This window comes from Lysinibacillus sp. 38-6 (assembly GCF_046245175.1).
Lineage (GTDB): Bacteria > Bacillota > Bacilli > Bacillales_A > Planococcaceae > Lysinibacillus.
Genome location: NZ_CP176417.1, coordinates 1,775,135 through 1,797,001 on the forward strand (window position 1 = coordinate 1,775,135; position 21,867 = coordinate 1,797,001).

Consider the following 21,867-nt stretch of genomic DNA (forward strand, 5'->3'; position numbering starts at 1 on the left):
ATTTATTATGTTATTTTTTACAAAAAATAATATCCATAATCTATTTAATTATATTAAAAAAATATTATTTCGTTATTTAATTAGGTCTTTAATCCTGCATTTTCGTAACAGAAATGAAAATTAGCAAAAAAAATCACCTTTTATTTCTTCTTCTAAAATAATGAAAAAATTTTCAAATTATTTTAAAAAGTAGAAATTTAATATCCTGCTCAAATATGAATATATTTTCCATGGTAATGTGTTATTATGACCTTAGTAAATTGTACTATTATTATATGAATAATGGTGAAATATGAACTAATAAAGGATGATGAAAATGAAACAAATCCAACAACTATTTCAAAGTGAAGATGGCAATAGCTTACAAAGAGAAAACTTCTTATCATTATTAGAGCAAATTGTTACGTCATTAGATCAATTAAAGGATCCAAATAAAACAATGCTTGGACCGATGAAAGAACGTTCTGCCACTTTCTATAAAGATCTTATGCAAGAAAATCAAGTGCCTACTACAGGCGTTGGCCTCGATCAAGTCGTGCAAGATTTAACACAATTAATGCAAGGGCATCCTTACCATACACGTAATTTTGTGACGAATGTTTTACCTATGGCGAGTATTCCAGGTGTACTCGGTCAGTTTACAAATGCCCTACTGAACGGCAACAATTTATGGGATGTCTATGGACCTGCAGCAGCTGAATGTGAAGTAAAAGTTGTGGCGATGATGTCAAAATTAGTTGGCTATGATTTTACGGAAAGCTTTGGCTATACAACTTGGGGTGGACAAGGGGCTGTATTTAGTGGTTTACGTCTTGCTATCGCGAAACAATTCCCACACGCAAAAGAAGAAGGAGTACCAAACAACTTATATTGCTTCGCCTCAGAAAATGCGCACTATAGCTTATTAAAATCGATTGAAGCAGTAGGTATCGGTAGCAACCACTTAATTCGTATCAAAGCGGGAAAAGACCAATCAATGGATGTAGAAGATTTAAAAAAACGTATGACGGAAGTTATTGAAAATGGCGGTATCCCCGTTTATATCGTCGCTACTACTGGTGCGACAGATCAATTTGCGATTGATGATGTGCAAGCAATTAAAGCAGTGGCAACAACACTTGAACAACAATACCATTTACAACCAATACATATCCATGCAGACTCAGCTTTAGGTGGTTTTTACGCATTTTTCAATGATTACGACTTTAAAGCAAATACGCTACAGTTCGAGGATGATGTATTACAAGGGCTGGAACATATCCATCAACGTATGCAACACCTTGCCATTGCCGATAGTCTTTGCTTTGATTTCCAAAAACTAGGTCAAACACCTTATTTAACAAGCTTATTTTTAATTAAAGAAGGGAAGCATTTACAACTTTTAGATATCGACGATTTTGATACTCCATATGTAGGCAATAGAGGCTACGGCTCTTATCATACAGGTTATACGTTAGAGTGTTCTCGAATGGGTAGCTCAATTGCTATTTATGCTGCTTTACAAGCGTTTGGTAAGGAAGGGTATCAACAAATATTAGCGAACTATGTCCGTGTTAATTTAGCATTCCGTGCACAATTAGCTGAAAAATTACCAATGTTACAAGTTGTAAATGAAGCAAATATCGGGCCAGTAACTGCCTTCCGCCTATATCCAACAGGCTTTAATTGGGCATCTGAACAAGCAGGACATTACACACAAGATCAAATCGAGTACACGAATGGCTTAAATGCTTCTTTCTTTGAAATTTTAGGTGAAGGTCGAGATGAAGTATTTTTCGGTGATACGACGCGTGTCTGCACAGTTAGCACGAGTGATACTAAACAACAACTGCCAGTGGCAGCAGCGAAATTCTTCTCGATTTCACCTTATACAGAGAAAGAACACATTGCTAGTATGATTCATTTCTTACAACAGAAAGTAGCATTACTGGAGGATTTACACGTTGAGACTGTTTACTAAACTCAAGAGCTCTTTACTCTATAAATATATTGCCAGTTTAACGATTCCAATCGTTATTATTTCGATTATATTTAGTTTTATGTTATTTGCGGTTTCCAATAAAATCATCGATAATTTTGTTATCAAACAATTTGAGTCATCGTTAGAAGCGATTTCCACAAATATCTATGATGATATAGACAAAAATAAAGTGAAAGCCGCCGATAACGGCCTCAATAGTCAATATGACAAACTATTAAAACAATTAAATGGTACAACCAAAAAATTCGACATTGAAAATGCCTATATCCTTTCACGTGCCAATGGTAAAGAGCATATTGTGGCATTAAGTAATAGTGATAGTTATCAAGAAGACTATACATTTGATCCAAAAATGCATGCTGCTTTAGATACCGGTCGTATGCAAGTGAGTGATATTTATGAAGATGAATATGGTGTCCATAAATCCATTTTTATTCCCTTCAACAATACGGAAATTTTGTTCGGTATCGATATGGATGCATCCTTTATCTCCGTCTTACAAAAACAAATTTTTTGGGTTTGTATCGTTATGAGCATTATCTTTGTATTATTTGGCGTTGTGATCGCATACTTCATTAGCAAAAGTATTATTAAGCCGATTAAAAAAATGACAGCTTATGTGGATAAAGTAGCCCAAGGCGATTTAGCTGTTGAGCCATTGCAAATCAAAGGGACGAATGAAATTGCGCAACTGTCAGATGGTATTCAAAATATGACGGCAGATTTACGCTCGCTTATCCAACAAATTGCGGAAAATGCGGAGCAAGTGGCCGCTATGTCAGAAGAATTAACGGCCAGCTCTGAGCAAACGAGCGCATCCATTCAACAAATTACATCTTCCATGCAAGAAGTGGCTGCAGGCTCTGAAAAACAAACTTCTTCTATCGAAGAGGTAGAAAGCCATATTTCAATGATTTCTACGAAGATGTCCGATGTTGTAGATAGCGTAAATGATGTAACAACGAAAGCATTTAGCGCATCGACGATTGCTGAAAAAGGGAATACAACCATTCAAAGTGCAACAGAAAAAATGGCGATAACTTCCGAGGCAATTCACCATACAGCAGATGTTGTCAAACGCTTAAGCACTTATTCAAATGAAATTGGGGATATCGTATCTTTAATAAATGAAATTACAGACCAAACAAATTTACTTGCATTAAATGCCTCTATTGAAGCTGCCCGTGCGGGGGAACACGGCAAAGGATTTGCTGTTGTAGCCGAAGAGGTACGTAAATTAGCAGATCAATCACTTACTGCAACCAATAGTATTCGTACAAGAATTGAAACGATTAAAGAAGAATCGTCTCAAGCAGTCAAATCGATGGCGATTAGCAGCAGTAACCTAGCAGAAAGTTCTACTACGTTTAACGCATCAGGTGAAGCATTTGGAGAAATCTATTCACATATTACAGAACTAACGCAAGAAATGAACCATGTGAACAGTATTATTACAAATATGAATCAAGGTGTTAGCAGCATCGCTAATTCTGTCGAGCAAGTGGGTGTCGTAGCCGTTCAAGCATCCGGAAATATTCAAAATGTCGCAGCGGCATCTGAAGAACAATCCGCAAGCATCGAAGAAATTACAGCGTCTTCAAATAATTTAGCGGAAATGGCTCAACAACTACGAAACATCATCCAAAAATTTAATCTATGAGTGCATTTGAGTGCCAGGCACCCAAACAATTCAGAAACAATTCTGAATTGTTTCTGGGTGCCAAAGAACAGCAAGGCATAAATTAAATAAAGGATAGCTGACGTTTTAAACGTCAGCTATCCTTTTTAAATTAAAGTTTTTACCACTTTAGAGATGATGGCCCCTTCTGCTTGACCATTTAATAATGGTTTTGCGATTTTCATCGCTTCCCCCATATTCATCCCTTTTGTAACGCCCGCTGCCACTAATTTATTCGCAATTTCTTCTTCGCTTAATTGTTTAGGCAGGAATGATTTTAAGAGCACTAATTTTGCTTCTTCTTTTTCAATTAAGTCAGCACGGCCAGCATTTTGTGCTCCTTCTAACGCTTGATTCGTTTGCTTTACTTCACGATTAATAATGGCCATTTCTTCATCAGGCGTTAACGTGTCACCCTTTTCTTTCTCCGCTAAATCTAATGCAGATTTAACCAGAGTTAGCACACCTTTTGCTAAAACATCTTTTTCCTTCATTGCTGTTTTTAGTTGTTCAAATACTTCTGCTTTTAACATCAAGCTCGCTCCTTTAATTTTGATCACTAATTGTCAATGATACTAGCACAACATGACTCCAGAAACCATTTATTTTGCTTTCTTTAACATTCTGACATCAGTCTTTGTTTCTAATATTTCAAGTGTTAACACTTCCATCTTTGTTTCCACTTTATCTATTTTATCACAAAGACTTTTTTCAACTTCGGAGATTTGTCTTTGTAATTTTTGCTCCACCGACTCAATTTTCTTTTCAAGTCTTGTTTCAACTGAATCTATTTTTGTATCAACTGAATCTAATCTTGTTTCAACTGATTCTAGTCTTGTTTCAACTGATTCTAGTCTTGTTTCAACTGATTCTAGTCTTGTTTCAACTGATTCTAGTCTTGTTTCAACTGATTCTAGTCTTGTTTCAACTGAACCTAGTCTTGTTTCAACTGAATTTAATCGAGTTTCAAGTGAATCTAATCGTGTTTCAACTGAATCTAGTCGAGTTTCAATTGAATCTAGTCTTATTTCAACTGAATCTAATCTTGTTTCTAGCGTCTCGATTTTTTGTAGAATCTCTGTTTTCACGCCTTGTACTTGTGTAGAAAGCTCCAAAATGGCTTGAAGAATCGCATTTTGATTGATGGCAGGATTCATCGTCAACGTCAACTTCCTTTCTTTAAAGTAATCTATTATCCAATCATTATGTTCACTAAATATGCTACTAAATTTGAGAGCGATTTACTCTCTTCCACACTATTTTAGCCAGCATTTTTTATGAAGTCAAAACATCAAAACCTTACATTTGTCAAGAAATCGTCTGCTAATTTCACTTCGTAAAAACGCATTGCCTTTAAATCGCCTCGATAGGAAAAAACACCTTGTTTAATAAGCGCTCTTAACCGATATTCAATCCATTCATCGCCTGTATATTGCTGCATATGGCCCATTACTTCACCTATTAATCGTGCAGACTTTTTATATTCCACCTTACCATCTTCTTCACACATGCGCTGCGCACATCCAATAATAAAGTTATCATCCCGATTTTCATTCGCGCTGTGCACTAGCTTATGATCTGTCCACGTGCGTAAAATATGGACATCGTCTGACAGTAAAAAGCTCCCTTCCTTGCTTAATATTTTTCTTGTTTCATACGTTAAATGATTCATTTCACCCTGTTCATAAAAATAAAGGAGGTTTTCTGCATTTACTTCACCTGAAGTTCGTGGATAGTCTTCTAATGGTGGTTGCATATGCTGCTCATGAAAAGCCTTAAACGTATCGATTACTCGCACTGTATTTCCTTTGCCTTCTAACAATGCTAGTACAAGGCGTAAGCCGGTCTGCTCAGGGGCATTTTGACAAGTCCAAATCACAATATGTTGCTGCGGCGAAATGTTACGTATTTTTTCAAAAGCAGTTATCAATTGTGCTGCATAATGTTCTAGTCCATCATCTTCCACATTGTAGCGTTGCTGAAACCATGCAAGTCGTGCTTCAACACCCGACACTTTATGTATATCTTTCAGTGGCCCAATGGACAAATTATGAGGCAAAACAATCACCTCTTCTGTCTTTCCATATTCGGTATCTTTAAATGCCGCTTTTAAACTACCAGCAGGTGAATGGCCAAAGACAATATGAATTGTTCGCGCATCCATATGTTCCTCTGTTTCCTGCAAAATAAGTCGTTGTAATTCCTCACTTGGCTTGTCATTCAGTAAGGCAAAGAACAGCATGGACTTTGCTTCCGCTTCACTCAGCTTATTGATTGCTCGTTTCAAACGATTAACATTTTCCAACATGTTTACCCCTCCTTCTCCCCCTTAGCATTTAGCCAATAGATAGTACCGATAATAGCTCCACCAATAATATTGCCGATTGTAATAGGCACTAGATTGTCTATGGCACCAGCTAGCGATACAAGCTCACCATGTGGAATAAAAAGCGCCAGGCTAAACAGGGTCATATTGGCAACGCTATGCTCAAATCCCGATGTAATAAAGGGAAAAATACAACAGAAAATCATCACTAATTTTGCAATTTCGGTTTTCAATTTATATGTACACCAAACAGCTAAACAAACAAGCAAATTACATAAAATGCCCCGACAAAGCAGTGCTACAAAACCGGCATTCATTTTGGACGCTGCAATTTTTTCAATATATGTAGCGGTATCCCCGACAGCAAGTCCAGCATAGAAAAACAACGTAGTGGCAACGAAAGAACCAAAGAAATTACCTAGATAGCTAAACGACCAAATAGCAAGCATTTCTAATGGTGACGATTTTTTCTCTAAAGTACTTACCGTTAAAACAAAATTATCGCCTGTAAATAAATTGGCGCCTGCCATCATGACCATACTGAGTGCTACACCGAATGCTAACCCTTGTACAACTTTCATACTTGGGACACCAACAGGGTCCAATAAGCCGCCAATTGTGACAATCAACAACATGCCAAAGCCAATAAAAAGTCCCCCCGCCATCGCCTGCATTAAATAGTTGATAGGTCTGTTTTTCATCATCGTTATTTTTGTAGTAGCTGTCGTACATACGTTAGCAATTACCTCTTTCACTCTGCTCATCCCCTAACTATACATAACTACTGTCATCATATCGCATTTTATCATTTTCCAAAATTATCAATGTGAAGATTTCCGGTCTTTTTCTGTCTTTCAAATCCGGGACACAATACAAAAAAGTGTTAGATTGACGACCATCAATTTAACACTTTTTAGCTGTGTACGTTGCTCATTACGTTTGGAAGGTTCTCCGGCGCTCCATGGGCTTCTTTCAGCGATTGATTACTCATAAACTAACGTCGTCCCTGGCGCAATGCAAACTGACGATTTTTATCGCTGCAAAATAGTAAAATCACCATTACCATTTATACATAGTTGCAACTGATGATTAATTTCGATAACAATAGGGCTGACCATTGCTTTTTTAGCAGAGAAACACCAAATACGTTCACTCGGACCGATTAATATATGCACGCCATCTTCCTCATTCCCCATAAATGTAAGCGCATCTGTACGAATTTCTGCATCCTTTAATGGTGTAATGCCATAGTCCTTTAAACACTCGACTACTGACAGAATTGCATCCGTTGTTAAATTCATTTCGCCAATATTCAAGACATGGTCGATTGAAAATTTTTCGGTACGCACTTTTGGATTTATTCTCTGTCTTGCAATCAATTCTACTACATTGTCCTCAGGATCATAAAAATAACAGGAATAGGCGTCTAACGATTTAAAATATACCTCATCCTGCTCTTCTTCGCTTAGTAGTCCTACCCGCTCTTGAGCCCAATTTTTCGCTTGCTGAAATAAATTACTTGGTATATTGAACGCAAAATGATATTGCTTTTCTACGGAAGAATCAATACACGCGAAACGAATAATGCTTTCCCCTGCAGCCATTTCAAAAAAATGCTCCGCTTCCTCTAATAATGTAAATCCTAGCGTGCCACAGTAAAATTCCTTCATTTTATGTACATTATGTGCGTAAAGCTGTACTTTCGAAATTTTCATAGAACAGTCATCCCCTTTGCATTTACTGTACTAAATAACTACATCATGTACCTCATGCAAAAGAATGAACATTTTGAAAATAAAATGTATTTCAATCCTTATATCGGTAGACGATCTCCTCTACTATTTGGTTGTGAAATGACCAAAAATTCTACATCTTCTAGTGAATCATTGCACATTTGATGCGGCAAAAGCGCTGGTATTTCAATGCCTTCATTCGCTTGTAGTACAATGCGTTGTCCATCTATCTCCATAGTTGCCGTACCGGATAGCACAAAAAAGAACTGTTGTGCTTGCTGATGATAATGACAAACTTCCGCTGTATTAGCTGGCATTCGTTCATGAATAACACTTAAATTTTTATTTTTCACTAAATGCCACCCATCACATTGATTGCCCCACTGATAATGCTCGGCATATTCTTTACTAATTTTCAACTACAACACCTCATTCACGCCTATTTTACGTAATCGATTACTTAACTTTTATTTTTTCTACTGTCGCCACATACATCAATTCATTATGTATTTTTATATATTGCTCTTTCGATTCCTTAACAAAACCTTCACTTTTCAAATACGCTTTTAGCTCAGATTTTTTCTCAAAAACTTTTTCAAGCGTTTCGTCACATTCAAAATCGTCTGTTTTTTTCGCAATAACCATCATAAAAAATTTGGTCATCATTATTCCTCCTATTTCCATACTTTATCTAATTGACTTGCATAGAAATGAATCGCCTTTTGATACCGAAGTATTTCATCATCCGTTGTCGTATCTGCTAGGCATTGTAATAACAGTTCCATCGCTTGATGATGTTGCTGTAAATTATATAATGTCATGGCATAGAACACTTGCAACGCTTTATTTGTTGGAAATAATGCGATTCCTTGTAAAAATACCTGTTCCGATTTTTCATATTCACCTAACGTTCGATAGGTACTGCCTAAGCCCAAGAATGCTCCTTCTAAATCGGCTCCTGATAACCCTAGCTTAATGGCCTTTTCATAATAGGGAACTGCTTTTAATTCTTCTCCTAAAACATCAAAGCTCCATGCGCATTGGTAATGAACGACTGCATCATTAGGATATTGCTCGATCATCTGTAAAAGTAATTGATTGGATGCTTGCTTCTTATTTTCTGTTCGTAATTGAATGGCTCTTGCTAGTTGTTCTGCGTACAATGTTAGTAGCTCCTTTTCTAGTGCATGACAAATTAAATAGTTAACCTTAATAAACTTCTGAACGACTTCGCACATGGACTTTCTGGTAAAAGTCCACTTTGAGCGTTTGATGTGAATGATAGCCACTGCCAATCTTCCCCGCCAACAAACGCCAACCTTGACCATTTCTCCAAAAAATCAATAAAATTGTCTGCTAATTTATAGCCATGCCCTTGCCCATCATCATGACTTAAATAAATTATACATGCATCCGAACTGTTTTCAACGAGGTCAAATGCAATAAAGTCTCCATTGCCAACCTCATAAAAGGCTAATGTATGATGCCAAACTTTGTCGTAGTCATTCTCTGGATCTGAAAAAACTTTCGTAATCCATGCATTTTTATGATCATTGATCTCTTTTAATAATCCTAAATCCCAGTGAAGCATCCCGCTAAAAATGCCATCCAATTCACCATCTAATTGAAAATCATCAGGGAAAACCCAACGAAAGTATAATGCTGATGAAAATGCTACTAGTACTTGTTTAAAACTTTCAGGAAGCTTGCATCCTAATTGGTTTTCACATTGTGCAATTTGTTGTAGTGAAGCAGCAGCCTCCATCTTTACTTGCGATACGTCTCCACCGATTGAATGGATTCGTTCTACTATATTGGCAATGCGTTGCGTCAGTATACGATAATCCACGCTCAATCCCCCTTTTCTTAAGAATACACTATATGTATTTTCAACACATAAAAATTTCCAATTTTATATTTACAGCAATAAAAAATGACCAGGTTCACACGATTTTGTGCAACCGGTCATTGTAGTATGGTAGTTTAATATGTTTGTCTAATCTGATAGACGACACCAGTAATTAAATATGCGATCGCAAGGAAGTTGATTGGATTAAAAATAAGCCAAATTAAATTGAGCTCTAGCGCAATTTGTATGAAAATCGTTAAAATCCACATGACAAAACTACTCAATATCATTGGTATACTAAACCAATCACGCATTTCCAAAAGTTATCACCCCATCACTTAAAACATGAAGCTAGAGCGCAAAACTAAATGTTCATCCATCTTGTTCATTACACGTTGTCTTTTTACTTTGTTTAATCTGATAAACCACACCAAAAATCAAATTAAGTAGAAAAAGTGGATTTAACGGATTGAGGAGTATGTCTTTTACTTCACTACCCAATGCCAACTGTAAAAAGCTCCATAAAATCCAAATAACGATTAGACTTATTATCATCGGTATACTAAAGACATCACGTAATTCCACTAATCATCACCCCGTTAATTAAAACAAAATGTAGCAGCACCTGTCATTCCGCCTATTACAGAACCGTGATCAACAATTGCTATATCCTTTTTACCTATCAAGATTTAGACTCATGATCTAACTTTTTGCATTCTTTGTAATCTTTATAGCTCAAAGGAATAGAAATAATGACTAACAAAGCTGCAAGAAAATTAATGACAGTTTTAGTATTTGAAGATATAGATAAATAGGCAGCAAAACTGCTTATACTGACTGGCAAAATCACTAAATAATGATATGGTCTTATTCTCATATCAACATGCCCCCTTTAGAGAGAATCTATCTTCTTCAATGCTTGTAGATAGGCTAACTCTTCATGAAGTTCATTTTTTACTTATTAAACCAACATCAAATAGCTATAGCTAAACCCCCCGACTTTAACAACAATTTATCATTGAGAATATTTCTCAATCAATAGTAAAATCACTTTATTTTTTTATAAAATTTAGCCATTTTTTTATAATAATTTTAGTATTACGTAAAAAATATGATCTAGGTATCTGCTACAATAACATTTAAAAAAACCACCCAAAAATAGAGTGGTTTTTATCCTAATTTATTTAACTATGACGCCTCTTTCTTGCCGTGTCCGCCCAATTAGCCATTGCGCTATAATGAGATTCGGTACCCAACAGAGCCAAGAAATGATCGGATAGCTAATCATAAAGTTGTCAAATCCAAACGATACAGTAAATAACAATAGCCAAATTCTCAATGTCACAGCAGCGAAAGTTAATGAATAATTACGTATCATCCACTTTTGATGTTCATCAATATTGCGAGCTTTTATATGAACAAGCGCTTGATACCCGGTTATCATCCACATTAGAGCTAATGCGCTAAAACCAAGTTGTGCTACAAGTCCGCCTGTTGCATAAAGGGCTAAATAAAGCCCTGATATACTGCCAAATAATATACCTAGCATATAGAACTTCCCTAACATTCGATGCCGTTTTCTATTGTTTTCTCTAAACTTTGAGCTTAGTGTAAAGGGACCTATACCTAATGCCATTACACTAAAGACAATATGCATATAAAGCATCGCATACCAAAGCGAATTCAATGTATCGATAAACAGCAATTTCAATTGAACAAAGCCTGCTTGATGAGCATCCATTATTAAATATTGAACAATCGCATAGCCAGCGATAGCCATCGCTAAGCCACTACATATAAGCCACGTTTTTTTATTCATCTCATGGTCCCCTCAAAATTATTGCATACCCATTTTCCTTTGTTCTTACTGTACCATTCGATGTTAAAGATTTGTTTTTTTACTTTATAAGTGGTTAAAAAATATCAATAAGAGGCGTTTTATCATGCATAACTTTCTTTGGTCAATTCTATCAAATCGATATTAAGCTTGCTCTTTACATATCATTAACAAATTACCGTCCAGATCTTTTATCACAAAATAAAAATCATCTTCTATCTCTGTCACAAGTTCCACTTGATTATCGATCATAAATTGATAGGATGCATTAATATCATTCGTTATAAACTGGATAGAAGGCACTTGATAAGTTGGAATATCCTTATCTTCATTTCTCCACTTCGGCATCGTATCTAACATCAAACTAGCTGTGCCCTTCATAGGTGCTGTGTAAATATGCCCGAAATATATTTCGCCATCTTCTAAACCAAGTATATTATTGTACCATTCCCTTGCTTTTTCAAGATCACGGACCGGCACAAATACACCGCCAATTTGATTTTTTATCGGTGTTTTTTTTAGTGGTTGATTCATAATTCTTTTCCTCCCCCATTTATTAAATACAACTATTCATTTCGCCACTTTCCACTATTCCCCTCTTTTATGTATTAGAAAATGAGAATCGTGAAAAAAACAGGCTCAAACAGCTAAGTCCTGACAATATGATGGCTCGTATACAATTTTGATTTATCACTTATTTTTGTAAGTGAAAAGTTGTTGAAATAATCTAGGATAATTTTTGGGATCAGTTAAATACTATATGAAGGAGGTGTCGAAATGAAAAGAGATAAAAAAGATACAGAATTTGCAACAGATATGCCAACAAAACAAACAAAAAATAAAAAAACTAATGAGCGTGGCGGACAAACCGAAACCCCTCGCCCACGCGATGAAGAAGACCTTATCATGAATGAGAAAAAAGGAAAGTCCACTTCATTATAAAAACTAAGTTATTATTACGTTTTTCTATGTTGACCACTTATTTGAAGTGGTCTTTTTTCTGACTTAGGTTGCTGTAATCGTAAAGACCTAAAATATTTTTTTAAAATCACTCCAAATTTTCCGCTTTCGGAAATTAATCCTTCCTCCCTGCTCAAAAAAGAATAGGACATAGCAGTTCAGCAATAACTGAAGACTGCTATGTCCTTTTATCTCACAAGAAGGTAAGAGGTACTGCCAATATTGGTAGCACCTCCACCTAAAGGATATAAAATTTTGTTACTTCGTATCATCCATCTTCAGTACAGCCATAAACGCCTCTTGAGGTACTTCGACTGAGCCTACTTGTTTCATACGTTTTTTACCTTCTTTTTGCTTATCAAGAAGTTTACGTTTACGGGAAATATCCCCACCGTAACATTTCGCTAATACGTTTTTACGCATCGCTTTAATTGTCGAACGTGCGACAATTTTTTGACCGATTGCCGCTTGAATCGGTACTTCAAATTGTTGACGTGGAATTAATTCTTTTAGTTTCTCTACAATTACTTTCCCGCGCTCATAAGCAAAGTCTCGGTGAACGATAAAGCTTAGTGCATCGACTTGCTCAGCATTTAAAAGAATATCCATCTTCACTAGTTTTGAAGGCTGATAACCGATTAGCTCATAGTCAAATGATGCGTAGCCTTTCGTATTCGATTTTAAATAATCGAAGAAGTCATAGACAATTTCAGATAATGGCATTTCATAAATAATGCTGACACGTGACGTATCGATATAGTCCATTGTCATGAAATTACCACGTTTCATTTGGCAAAGTTCCATAACCGCCCCAACGTAATCATTCGGTACCATAATCGTTGCTTTCACATATGGCTCTTCAACACGGTCGATTTTTTGTGGGTCTGGCATAAATGATGGGTTGTCGACTTTAATGGACGTACCATCCGTCATATACACATCATAAATTACAGATGGTGCTGTTGTAATTAAATCGATGTTAAATTCACGTTCAATACGTTCTTGAATGATTTCCATATGAAGAAGTCCTAAGAAACCACAACGGAAACCGAAACCTAACGCTTGTGACGTTTCAGGCTCATACTGCAATGCTGAGTCATTTAACTCTAATTTTTCTAAGGCATCACGTAAATCATTATACTTAGCTGTATCAATTGGATATAATCCACAGTACACCATAGGATTTAAACGACGATAACCCGCTAATGGCTCAGCTGCTGGGCGACTTGCAAACGTTACCGTATCACCTACACGCGTATCACCTACGTTTTTAATGGACGCTGTTAAGTAGCCAACATCACCAACCGTTAATTCACTTTGCGGTACACTTTTCGGAGTATGTACGCCGACTTCAATAACATCAAATTCTGCGCCTGTCGCCATCATGCGAATTTTATCGCCCGGTTTAACAGTACCATTCATAATACGAATAGAGATTATAACACCTTTATAGGCATCGTAAACAGAGTCAAAAATAAGTGCTTGTAATGGTGCATCTGGATCACCAGTTGGTGCAGGAACTTTTTCAACAATTTGTTCTAAAATATCTTCAATACCGATACCAGCTTTAGCAGAAGCTAATACCGCTTCAGAAGCATCTAAACCGATAACATCTTCAACTTCTTGACGCACACGTTCTGGATCTGCTGCTGGTAAGTCAATTTTATTGATTACTGGCAGAATTTCTAGGTCGTTATCAAGTGCTAAGTAAACGTTAGCCAATGTTTGCGCTTCAATACCTTGTGCTGCATCCACAACTAAAATAGCGCCTTCACAAGCAGCTAAACTACGTGATACTTCATAGGTGAAATCGACATGTCCTGGTGTGTCGATTAAATGGAATGTATACACTTCGCCATTTTTCGCTTCATATTTTAATTGGACTGCATTTAACTTAATTGTTATGCCTCGCTCACGTTCTAAATCCATTGAGTCGAGTAGCTGTGCTTTCATTTCACGGGATGTCAGTGATTTCGTTTGCTCTAAAATACGGTCAGCAAGCGTTGATTTCCCGTGGTCAATATGTGCAATTATAGAGAAATTTCGTATATTCTCTTGTCTTTTCAATCGTGCTTCTCGGTTCATCTCTTCCACTCCTAATTAAACTATAATGAATTATACTATGAACCATGTACAAACCACAACATTAGAACGGCATAAATGCTGTTAAATCAATGGTTACTCTTATTTATGTTTATTATTTTCTGCCATCCAATGCATAAAAAAGCACCATTTTGAGGCAATGCAGCCCAAAATGGTGCCTTTCGAGAAATAGATAAAATATGGCAAGTATGTGTACGACAATAGGTTAGCGTCACTTGCTTAAAAACTTTTTGATAGTGGATTACCTTTCACACGCCCAACCATCTTTGTCTCGATCATGTTTAGACTGATACGCAGGGTGGTCAGACCCTACACCATTCGGGTAATCTTTACGCAGCTCCGTACAATTTTTATAGCTTTTACTCCCGTTAGAATGATGCACGTTGGAAGAGCCACCTGGTTTATTATTTGTAGTTGAAGGGTTTTTTGAGCTTAAATACGAATCCACAACATAACCTTCATAAGCAGAAGTTGTTACATACGACCAGCCGGCAATTGTAGAATGCACAGCTACTTGTTCATTTTTCGATAGCTCACCTACTTGCATGCCTGAAGGACTTGCGATATTGCGCACAATAAGGCTACTTGATACAACATATTTCGTAATTGGTTGTGATTTACTCATAAAATTAGTAGCTGCGTAGCCAATCACATTTCCATACTGCACAAATGACCAACCATCTCTAGCTGTCCCAAAATCTCTCACGACCATTTTATGTTGTAATGTTGCGACAGTTTTCCCTTTTAATGAAGGCGTTTCTTTTACAACTAAGCCACTTTTTGAGCTAGCGATTTTAATTGTATACGGTGCATCATCAAGTACAGCATTCGATATATAGCCATCCACCATTTTATCTTCGCTAGTTAAATAAGCTACGCGAGCATATTCATTATGATGGCTCATTACGATAACAAAAGACCCTTTTTCCATAGTCCCAATCTCTTTTGCATTAGCAGCTGGTTGTTCATATACTTTCGTTGAAGAATCTGTGACCTTCACTTCTTTAAATGTGTTGGCATGCGCGTTATCAAAATGGCATGTAAATGCTAGCAATAAAGTTAGCATCACGACGAATGTTTTCATTTTCATTTGTCTATCTCCTTTCGTGTTTTATATATGTAGCGAAAAATAGTATAATCATTCTCACCCACTCAATATTATACATAAATGGTTTATAATTGGTATAATTATATTTAATAACAATCGATGCATAAAAAGAGACGAGTAACTCATTGGAGTGACTCGTCTTTACGTATCTACATAGGTCTAGTGGCGATCAGGCCAGGTTTCATGGCGTTATGCCGGTTTTGGTGGCATTTGCATCAAATGATTGATCTATCTCTCTATCTATGTGCATCAATTGCTTGTTGAATCAGATTCGTTAAAGCTTCAACCCCTTGTGGTTCTAAATGTACACCGTCCGGAGCAAAATACTCGGGGTGATTCAATGCAGCAGCATGCCAATCAATTAACGTAATATTGGCATATTCCTGTGCTTTGTTCGCTAAAGCCGTATTTACTTTGGCTTCCCAAGGACGTGGTACTCGGGTGTTCACTACATAAATTTGAGCCTGGGAAAAGGCGCCAAGGAGCTCATCAATCTGCTCATTCGTAAAATATCCATTTGTCCCCAGTTGAATAATTACCGCTTTATCTTCTTGATTAAAACGGGAGTAACTTGGAACCAACTCGACTGCTTGTGAAACTTGTCTTCCGATTTTCCCATCGATTGTGATGTTAGGGTATAGCGTATGTAAACGCTTAGCAATATCGATCATAACAGAATCCCCGATTGCTAGAAGTTCTTTATACGGTTCTTTCAATGGCGTTTCTTGCGACTCGTCTTGTGCCGTTTGAGCTGTTTCATCGTTATCGTCCGCAGTTATTTCTTCTTTATCGGTGTTTTGTTGTTGCGTATTGCCAACTGCATCCTGTTGTGCGCCAGTTATTTTAATATTTGTTGGATAATGATCCTTTGAATCTTGTTGTGCTTCGCCTACAATCCCTGTCATACCAGTAAAAAATACGAGCAAGAATAGCGCGAGCATAGCGGTTGCTATTTTTCTAGCAATCGAAAAATTACGCCATTTGTTTGGATTGATGATCAAATATTGTTTGAAGTATGCTCGGAAACCATGTTTTCGTATCGGCATTTCAATAAAGCGATAGGAGAGCTCTGCAAGCATGACGATCATTACGAGCTGTATAGCAACACGCCAATACGCAGGGTTGCCGATTTCATAAACCGGCGTACCGAGTACGATAATTGGATAATGCCAAAGATAAATGCCGTATGATCGAGAACCAATCCAGCATAGTGGCTTCCAAGATAGTACTTTTCCTAGGAAACTAGCAGGATGACAAACACACGCAATGAAAAGTGCTGCATTTATACAAAAGAGGAACATGCCGCCTCTGTATAAAAATGCTTGGTATTCATCTACGAATAAAATACTTGCAATAAAAATAAGGAAGGTAATTACACCTATACTATTAAGCTCATAAACATGCTTTGTCGAGAGCTTTTTAGTCGACAGCCTTTTCATTGGCCATACGAAGGCAAGCCAACAACCGATTAATAATTCAAATGACCGTGTATCAGTGCCATAATAAATACGACTTGGATCCGAGCCAGGTTGATACAGAATAGCCATAAGGATGGCTGAACAAATTGCACCAATGAAAATCATGTTTGAAAATTTACTTTGTTTTTGAAAGATGGTTAGTCCAACAATTAAAACAATTGGCCAAAGTAAGTAAAATTGTTCCTCAATAGCTAAAGACCATAAATTTTTTAAAGGAGAAGGTGACCCGAAACTATCAAAATAAGATAGTTTGTGATAAATAAACCACCAATTACTAGAGTAAAAAATGGAGGATAGGGCATCTCCTCGTATAGTATTTAGCAGTTCTTTATGAAATAACATAACCCATACGACAGAGGTCATAATCATCACGTATGCAGCTGGAACTAGTCGTCGAAAGCGTCCAATCCAAAATTTACGCAAATTGATTGATACATGCTCCCCTTGTACTGGTAAAATCGTTGAGGTAATTAAGTAACCTGATAAAACAAAAAAAATATCAACTCCGAGGAATCCTCCACTGGCCCATCGAAAGTTAAAATGATAAGCAATAACAGCTAACACTGCTAAAGCTCTTATCCCATCTAATCCCGGGATATAACGATGATTCAATGTCTTGCCTAACATACTGTTTCCTCCAATAAACATAAAACCTTTTTCACATTATTTCGTTATAAAAATTGTTCGTCTAACGCCTAGCCTCTGCCCCTTTTCTACCCTTATTCACTACTTATACTTAAAGACGAATGAGCTAACTAAAAAGGTTAACCATTTTCTCAAACAAAAAAATTTTTTACGGAGGATTTTATGCTGCTTCATACTTCGTACTAGGCCTTAAAGTCTCCTAATATCCTACAAATCATATGTATATAATATAATTTTACTGATAATTTAATAATTCGCACTATTGTCACCAACGAAAAAAAGCATCTGCCCATAACGGTAGATGCTTTTGAAGCGGTTTTTTTCATTGATGTATACAATCGAAAATCGCCCGATTCAATAAGGCGTATGAGCTGACTTGAAAAGTATAATGCAAGGTAAAAACAATTGAAAGACCTAGAAACAAAAAATTTCAGGTAATTTTTTCAATTGACTCCTCACTTACCATTCATTACCCTCATTGAGACTATCAAAGCATTTTCTGAAAGTGAACAACTACGAAAAAATCGCTTGAACTTAGCTATTAGATTGTGCAATCGTCCGATTACTCTACTACTAATAGACACTCTATAAAGAAACGATTTAACTATTCGATTCTGTGACAAAAGTTTTCGATATTGCTTTGCCAATCACAGCAATTGTGCGATTTAATTCTTCTTCTGTATTATCGATTCCACCTAATTCAATAATAATCATTTCTTTCGCTAAATCTTGATTGTATCGACCATCTACATTATCCCCACTTTTAGAAATAACCCCTCTTGAAACTTTAGGTACAATGTCATTCATCGCAACAGAGAGACTTTCTGCATAAGCTGTATTCCATCTGTAATTTTTGTGTTCGGCTCCTACAACGATGGCAACACGTGCGTATGATTCATTGTTGTGGGTAATCGTTGTCGCATTACGTTGAGCGGAATCTCGGTGCAAATCAATAACTAAATTATACGATTGTTCTTGTAAACGTTTTTCTAAATAGGGACGTACAGTGTTGTAGGCTTGTGGAAACGTTTTGCCTTCCGCTTTCATTACCTTCATCACATCGACATCTAATACATCTGTTTGGATACCATTCATGCTAAAGTGCTTGGTAACCGCATCTTGTAAATTAAAAATATTTGTTTTGTCATCATAAACTTCTGCTTTCCCGCTAACAGCTTTCACCATCGGCTGATAGGCTTCTTGTGAATGCGTAAATAACAATAATACTTTAAATGGATCTTGCACGTTCGTCTGCTCATTCGTTTGCTCATTCGTCAACTCTAGTGCTGTTTGTTCAGGCAAATTAGTAGCGGCAAACACGACTTGTTTATCCTCTGGTGGTTTAATCGGAGTCGATGCTTGCTTGTTGAACGGAAGTTGCCCAGCAATGACTGGTAATACGAAAAAGAACAATAATAGACCAATTGACCATTGTAGTTTTTTTAGCAAAGTCACACCCTCCTCCCCTTATCGTATGGAGGGGATGTGTCTTTTAGAACGATGAAATTATAGTTCGTTTGCCCATTTTGTTAGCATAGTTGAAATGAGTGTTGCATACCGATCTATCCAATAATCCGCCTCTTTTGGCGTAACCATTAACTGTGAATGGGAAGCGGCAAATGTCTCTTCAAAAAGCTGCTGACGTTCTTCTTTTGACCATGTTGCCCACTCACCGAAAATTGGTGTCACAAGGGACATATCCAGTTCTTTATTAATATCAGGTCGCCAAGAAGATAAGGATAATTTAGATGAAGGCTTGCCTCGTTCGGCCACACGGGCAGCGATGGAGCGTAACATCACCTCTACTGCATCTGCAATTAAAACGGGGGCGTCAACGACTGTTGGAATGCCGATAGCCGTAACAGGAATACCAAGCACCTCATGCGATATTTCTTTCCGTTGATTGCCGACGCCTGAACCAGGATGAATTCCTGTATCTGTAAGCTGGATTGTTTTACATAAACGGTCACTCGCTCTTGTTGCAAGGGCATCTACCACAATGATTAGTTTTGGTTGCAGACGCTCTGCCAATGCTGCAACAAATTCTCCTGTTTCATAACCTGTTTGCCCAGTTACGCCTGGAGCGTACATAACAAATTTATCATCGATTTCATCTAAACTATGCAAGTGATCAATGACATACGGCCCTATGGCATCAGGTGTAATCGTTCGATTGCCAAGACCTATTATTAAAATTTTATCTTCAGTCTTCCAAGAAATTGATTCATGCAATGTTTTAAAATTTTCCAGTAACACTTTTTCAAGCTGTTCAAAGCCATCGTGATCATCTATCGTCAACGTTGGGACGGACAGGGTGATATATTTCCCTTCCTTTTTTCCTATTTGCTGTTCACCATCAGCATCTACTTGTACATCCGTTATTTTGACACGCCCTGCAGTGCGATCTTCGATTTGAATTCCAGTCGATTGCTTCAGTGTGTCTTTTTGTTCTTTCGTTTGATGTAAAACGACCTCTTCCGATTCATCAATTAAATCAGTACGCTGCCAATTTAAGTTTTGCATTCAGTTCACCTCAAATTGTAGTTTGTTCAAACTGTCAAGTAAATATTCTTTGCATTTATCTATTGCAATTTAGCCTAGCGTTTGTTAAAATGATTTTTGTTGTATTGACACACGAAATCAATGAGAAGATATCATCTCGTACCTATTTTAGGAGGTGAAAGATATGCCAAACATTAAATCTGCGATTAAACGCGTAAAAGTTAACGAAAAAGCTAACATTGCTAACTCTCAAGCTAAATCTGCAATGCGTACTACAGTGAAAAAAGCTGAAAACGCTGTTGCTGCTAACGCTGAAAACGCACAAGAACTTTTACAAGCAGCTTACAAATCTTTAGATAAAGCAGCTTCAAAAGGACTTATCCACAAAAACGCGGCGGCTCGTAAAAAGTCTCGCCTAGCTAAAAAAGCGTAAGTGTTTATAAGATCAGTTTCTCTTCGGAGTAACTGGTCTTTTTTCGTATCTCCTAAAAAATCCACTTGGCCAATGCGGTAAAATAAGTACGTTATATCGTACAGGCACCGTAAATGGCCAAGTGGATTTATTTCGTTTAAAGTAAGCGCTCAACAATGTGTCCGCGTTTTTTACGCCATAGGAATTTTATAGGCGCCTAAATCAGCCGTTTTAAGTATGGTATTTTTTGTATAATCCATACAATGATTGTAGAAAGCACTAAAATAATGATTACTTGTAATGGAATAGCAAAGAGTGGCTTAATATATAGCTCATTGCCTTCAAAAAAGTGCGGTCGGACTTTATCCAGAATCATAGCATGTACTAAGTAAACACCAAAGCTTGTTTGTCCTATGAGCGTGACGATCTTACTTGTTTGATAACTTCCATTTGCTACTTTTCGATTGACCCAATATTTCACAAAAACAAAAAGTGCAATGCTCATCATAATTACATTTGGACTGGAGTAAGAGTAAGCGTAACCTGAGAATTGTCCTTGCTGCTCCGATAATGCCATTGTCCGCCAAATCGTTTCAAAGGCTCCAATCATCCCTAGTACATAAATCCCACTACGCCATTTTGCCGATAGCTCAAAATTCGCTAAGTAATAGCCAAGTAAAAAGAAGCCGATATATTCACTTAGCGGGAAAAACAATGTAAATTCATTACTCACGATATATGAATAATAACGGAAGATTCCATAAAATAGTATCCATAGAACAACCACATAGCCTATCATTTGTTTGGAGGCATGGTTGACAAAAATATTGAAAACGGGCGCTAAAAGATAAATACCGATAAGCGCATAAAAATACCACAAATGATAGTATATCTGATTATTAAAAAACATAATCAAAAATTCTTTCAAAGAATACCCAGGATTCCACATATACGTTGCCCAAGCATAATAAATAATCGACCAAGCAATGAAAGGGAGTAATATTTTATTGGCACGTTTTTTAAAAAAAGTGCCGAGTGGCTCTTCTTTTCGTCCGAGTAAAAGTGCTCCGCTAATCATTAAAAAAATGGGCACACACCATCTCGATAAAGCATTGTATACAATACCTGTTTGCCAATCAAAATCAGCTATTTTATCATAAAGTACGACATAAGGCGTCGCAGCATGTAAAAGTAGTACACCTAAGATGGCAATTGCCCGAAGGCTGTCCATGTACTGAATTCGTGTTTGCACGTT

General features: G+C 36.9%; 23 protein-coding genes. 4 read left to right on the forward strand and 19 right to left on the reverse strand.

The window, feature by feature from the left end:
* Positions 1 to 316: 316 nt before the first annotated feature.
* Both ACKVEV_RS09205 and ACKVEV_RS09210 read left to right on the forward strand, forming a co-directional pair.
* Positions 317 to 1,960, forward strand: a complete 1,644-nt coding sequence (locus tag ACKVEV_RS09205; protein ID WP_409370089.1) for a pyridoxal phosphate-dependent decarboxylase family protein — start codon at positions 317 to 319, stop codon at positions 1,958 to 1,960.
* Complete coding sequence (locus ACKVEV_RS09210) at positions 1,944 to 3,641, forward strand: methyl-accepting chemotaxis protein (RefSeq protein WP_409370090.1); 1,698 nt, start codon at positions 1,944 to 1,946, stop codon at positions 3,639 to 3,641. The genes ACKVEV_RS09205 and ACKVEV_RS09210 overlap by 17 nt, the downstream gene beginning before the upstream one ends.
* A gap of 125 nt (positions 3,642 to 3,766) precedes the next feature.
* Here the strand turns inward: ACKVEV_RS09210 and ACKVEV_RS09215 are convergent, their stop codons facing one another.
* From ACKVEV_RS09215 to ACKVEV_RS09275, 13 genes are all read right to left on the reverse strand, one after another.
* Positions 3,767 to 4,192, reverse strand: coding sequence for a GatB/YqeY domain-containing protein (locus tag ACKVEV_RS09215; protein ID WP_409370091.1), 426 nt, complete (start codon positions 4,190 to 4,192; stop codon positions 3,767 to 3,769).
* Positions 4,193 to 4,261: 69 nt separating this feature from the next.
* Positions 4,262 to 4,816 (reverse strand): hypothetical protein, encoded by a 555-nt coding sequence (locus tag ACKVEV_RS09220; RefSeq protein WP_409370528.1) that lies wholly within the window; start codon positions 4,814 to 4,816, stop codon positions 4,262 to 4,264.
* A 134-nt stretch (positions 4,817 to 4,950) separates the two neighbouring features.
* Positions 4,951 to 5,967: a DUF1835 domain-containing protein gene (locus ACKVEV_RS09225; protein ID WP_409370092.1), complete on the reverse strand. Its 1,017-nt coding sequence runs from the start codon at positions 5,965 to 5,967 to the stop codon at positions 4,951 to 4,953.
* 2 nt (positions 5,968 to 5,969) lie between these two features.
* A complete protein-coding gene (locus ACKVEV_RS09230; RefSeq protein ID WP_409370093.1) occupies positions 5,970 to 6,740 on the reverse strand; it encodes a formate/nitrite transporter family protein in 771 nt (256 codons plus the stop codon).
* 276 nt (positions 6,741 to 7,016) lie between these two features.
* Entirely contained in the window at positions 7,017 to 7,700 is a 684-nt protein-coding gene (locus ACKVEV_RS09235) for a VOC family protein (protein ID WP_409370094.1), read from the reverse strand.
* A gap of 98 nt (positions 7,701 to 7,798) precedes the next feature.
* On the reverse strand, positions 7,799 to 8,137 hold the full coding sequence (locus ACKVEV_RS09240) for a cupin domain-containing protein (protein ID WP_409370095.1): 339 nt from the start codon (positions 8,135 to 8,137) through the stop codon (positions 7,799 to 7,801).
* A 37-nt stretch (positions 8,138 to 8,174) separates the two neighbouring features.
* Positions 8,175 to 8,384, reverse strand: a complete 210-nt coding sequence (locus tag ACKVEV_RS09245) for a hypothetical protein (protein ID WP_409370096.1) — start codon at positions 8,382 to 8,384, stop codon at positions 8,175 to 8,177.
* Positions 8,385 to 8,392: 8 nt separating this feature from the next.
* Positions 8,393 to 8,881: a tetratricopeptide repeat protein gene (locus ACKVEV_RS09250; protein WP_409370097.1), complete on the reverse strand. Its 489-nt coding sequence runs from the start codon at positions 8,879 to 8,881 to the stop codon at positions 8,393 to 8,395.
* Positions 8,882 to 8,913: 32 nt separating this feature from the next.
* Entirely contained in the window at positions 8,914 to 9,567 is a 654-nt protein-coding gene (locus ACKVEV_RS09255; RefSeq protein ID WP_409370098.1) for an SMI1/KNR4 family protein, read from the reverse strand.
* Between the two features lie 134 nt (positions 9,568 to 9,701).
* On the reverse strand, positions 9,702 to 9,887 hold the full coding sequence (locus ACKVEV_RS09260) for a hypothetical protein (RefSeq protein ID WP_409370099.1): 186 nt from the start codon (positions 9,885 to 9,887) through the stop codon (positions 9,702 to 9,704).
* A 362-nt stretch (positions 9,888 to 10,249) separates the two neighbouring features.
* Positions 10,250 to 10,444 carry a hypothetical protein gene (locus ACKVEV_RS09265; RefSeq protein ID WP_409370100.1) on the reverse strand — a complete coding sequence of 65 codons (195 nt, stop codon included), beginning with the start codon at positions 10,442 to 10,444 and terminating at the stop codon, positions 10,250 to 10,252.
* Between the two features lie 303 nt (positions 10,445 to 10,747).
* The gene (locus tag ACKVEV_RS09270) at positions 10,748 to 11,386 is read right to left on the reverse strand and encodes a DUF2306 domain-containing protein (RefSeq protein ID WP_409370101.1); all 639 of its coding nucleotides are present in this window, start codon (positions 11,384 to 11,386) and stop codon (positions 10,748 to 10,750) included.
* A gap of 162 nt (positions 11,387 to 11,548) precedes the next feature.
* On the reverse strand, positions 11,549 to 11,938 hold the full coding sequence (locus ACKVEV_RS09275) for a VOC family protein (protein WP_409370102.1): 390 nt from the start codon (positions 11,936 to 11,938) through the stop codon (positions 11,549 to 11,551).
* Positions 11,939 to 12,181: 243 nt separating this feature from the next.
* On the opposite strand from ACKVEV_RS09275, the gene ACKVEV_RS09280 reads away from it, so the two are divergent.
* Positions 12,182 to 12,346, forward strand: coding sequence for a hypothetical protein (locus ACKVEV_RS09280; protein ID WP_409370103.1), 165 nt, complete (start codon positions 12,182 to 12,184; stop codon positions 12,344 to 12,346).
* Positions 12,347 to 12,622: 276 nt separating this feature from the next.
* On the opposite strand, the gene lepA is transcribed toward ACKVEV_RS09280, so the two are convergent.
* The 5 genes from lepA to gpr form a co-directional block, all read right to left on the reverse strand.
* On the reverse strand, positions 12,623 to 14,449 hold the full coding sequence (gene lepA, locus ACKVEV_RS09285) for a translation elongation factor 4 (RefSeq protein WP_409370104.1): 1,827 nt from the start codon (positions 14,447 to 14,449) through the stop codon (positions 12,623 to 12,625).
* A 259-nt stretch (positions 14,450 to 14,708) separates the two neighbouring features.
* Entirely contained in the window at positions 14,709 to 15,557 is an 849-nt protein-coding gene (locus tag ACKVEV_RS09290) for an SH3 domain-containing protein (protein WP_409370105.1), read from the reverse strand.
* A 254-nt stretch (positions 15,558 to 15,811) separates the two neighbouring features.
* The gene (locus ACKVEV_RS09295) at positions 15,812 to 17,680 is read right to left on the reverse strand and encodes an acyltransferase family protein (RefSeq protein WP_409370106.1); all 1,869 of its coding nucleotides are present in this window, start codon (positions 17,678 to 17,680) and stop codon (positions 15,812 to 15,814) included.
* Positions 17,681 to 18,298: 618 nt separating this feature from the next.
* Positions 18,299 to 19,153, reverse strand: coding sequence for a stage II sporulation protein P (gene spoIIP, locus ACKVEV_RS09300; RefSeq protein WP_409370107.1), 855 nt, complete (start codon positions 19,151 to 19,153; stop codon positions 18,299 to 18,301).
* A gap of 51 nt (positions 19,154 to 19,204) precedes the next feature.
* On the reverse strand, positions 19,205 to 20,221 hold the full coding sequence (gene gpr / locus ACKVEV_RS09305) for a GPR endopeptidase (protein ID WP_409370108.1): 1,017 nt from the start codon (positions 20,219 to 20,221) through the stop codon (positions 19,205 to 19,207).
* A 163-nt stretch (positions 20,222 to 20,384) separates the two neighbouring features.
* On the opposite strand from gpr, the gene rpsT reads away from it, so the two are divergent.
* Positions 20,385 to 20,633, forward strand: a complete 249-nt coding sequence (gene rpsT / locus ACKVEV_RS09310) for a 30S ribosomal protein S20 (RefSeq protein WP_402921258.1) — start codon at positions 20,385 to 20,387, stop codon at positions 20,631 to 20,633.
* A 196-nt stretch (positions 20,634 to 20,829) separates the two neighbouring features.
* Here rpsT and ACKVEV_RS09315 read toward each other — a convergent pair whose 3' ends face one another.
* Entirely contained in the window at positions 20,830 to 21,864 is a 1,035-nt protein-coding gene (locus ACKVEV_RS09315; RefSeq protein ID WP_409370109.1) for an acyltransferase, read from the reverse strand.
* Between the last annotated feature and the right edge of the window lie 3 nt (positions 21,865 to 21,867).

Excerpts from the sequence above, each read along its gene's own strand:
- ACKVEV_RS09245 (WP_409370096.1), bottom strand. The coding sequence starts at position 8,384 with ATGATGACCAAATTTTTTATGATGGTTATTGCGAAAAAAACAGACGAT.
- ACKVEV_RS09270 (WP_409370101.1), bottom strand. The coding sequence starts at position 11,386 with ATGAATAAAAAAACGTGGCTTATATGTAGTGGCTTAGCGATGGCTATC.
- ACKVEV_RS09275 (WP_409370102.1), bottom strand. The coding sequence starts at position 11,938 with ATGAATCAACCACTAAAAAAAACACCGATAAAAAATCAAATTGGCGGT.
- ACKVEV_RS09290 (WP_409370105.1), bottom strand. The coding sequence starts at position 15,557 with ATGAAAATGAAAACATTCGTCGTGATGCTAACTTTATTGCTAGCATTT.
- lepA (WP_409370104.1), bottom strand. The coding sequence starts at position 14,449 with ATGAACCGAGAAGCACGATTGAAAAGACAAGAGAATATACGAAATTTC.
- rpsT (WP_402921258.1), top strand. The coding sequence starts at position 20,385 with ATGCCAAACATTAAATCTGCGATTAAACGCGTAAAAGTTAACGAAAAA.
- ACKVEV_RS09235 (WP_409370094.1), bottom strand. The coding sequence starts at position 7,700 with ATGAAAATTTCGAAAGTACAGCTTTACGCACATAATGTACATAAAATG.
- ACKVEV_RS09215 (WP_409370091.1), bottom strand. The coding sequence starts at position 4,192 with ATGTTAAAAGCAGAAGTATTTGAACAACTAAAAACAGCAATGAAGGAA.
- ACKVEV_RS09225 (WP_409370092.1), bottom strand. The coding sequence starts at position 5,967 with ATGTTGGAAAATGTTAATCGTTTGAAACGAGCAATCAATAAGCTGAGT.
- ACKVEV_RS09205 (WP_409370089.1), top strand. The coding sequence starts at position 317 with ATGAAACAAATCCAACAACTATTTCAAAGTGAAGATGGCAATAGCTTA.
- ACKVEV_RS09280 (WP_409370103.1), top strand. The coding sequence starts at position 12,182 with ATGAAAAGAGATAAAAAAGATACAGAATTTGCAACAGATATGCCAACA.
- ACKVEV_RS09220 (WP_409370528.1), bottom strand. The coding sequence starts at position 4,816 with ATGAATCCTGCCATCAATCAAAATGCGATTCTTCAAGCCATTTTGGAG.
- ACKVEV_RS09295 (WP_409370106.1), bottom strand. The coding sequence starts at position 17,680 with ATGTTAGGCAAGACATTGAATCATCGTTATATCCCGGGATTAGATGGG.
- gpr (WP_409370108.1), bottom strand. The coding sequence starts at position 20,221 with ATGCAAAACTTAAATTGGCAGCGTACTGATTTAATTGATGAATCGGAA.
- ACKVEV_RS09265 (WP_409370100.1), bottom strand. The coding sequence starts at position 10,444 with ATGAGAATAAGACCATATCATTATTTAGTGATTTTGCCAGTCAGTATA.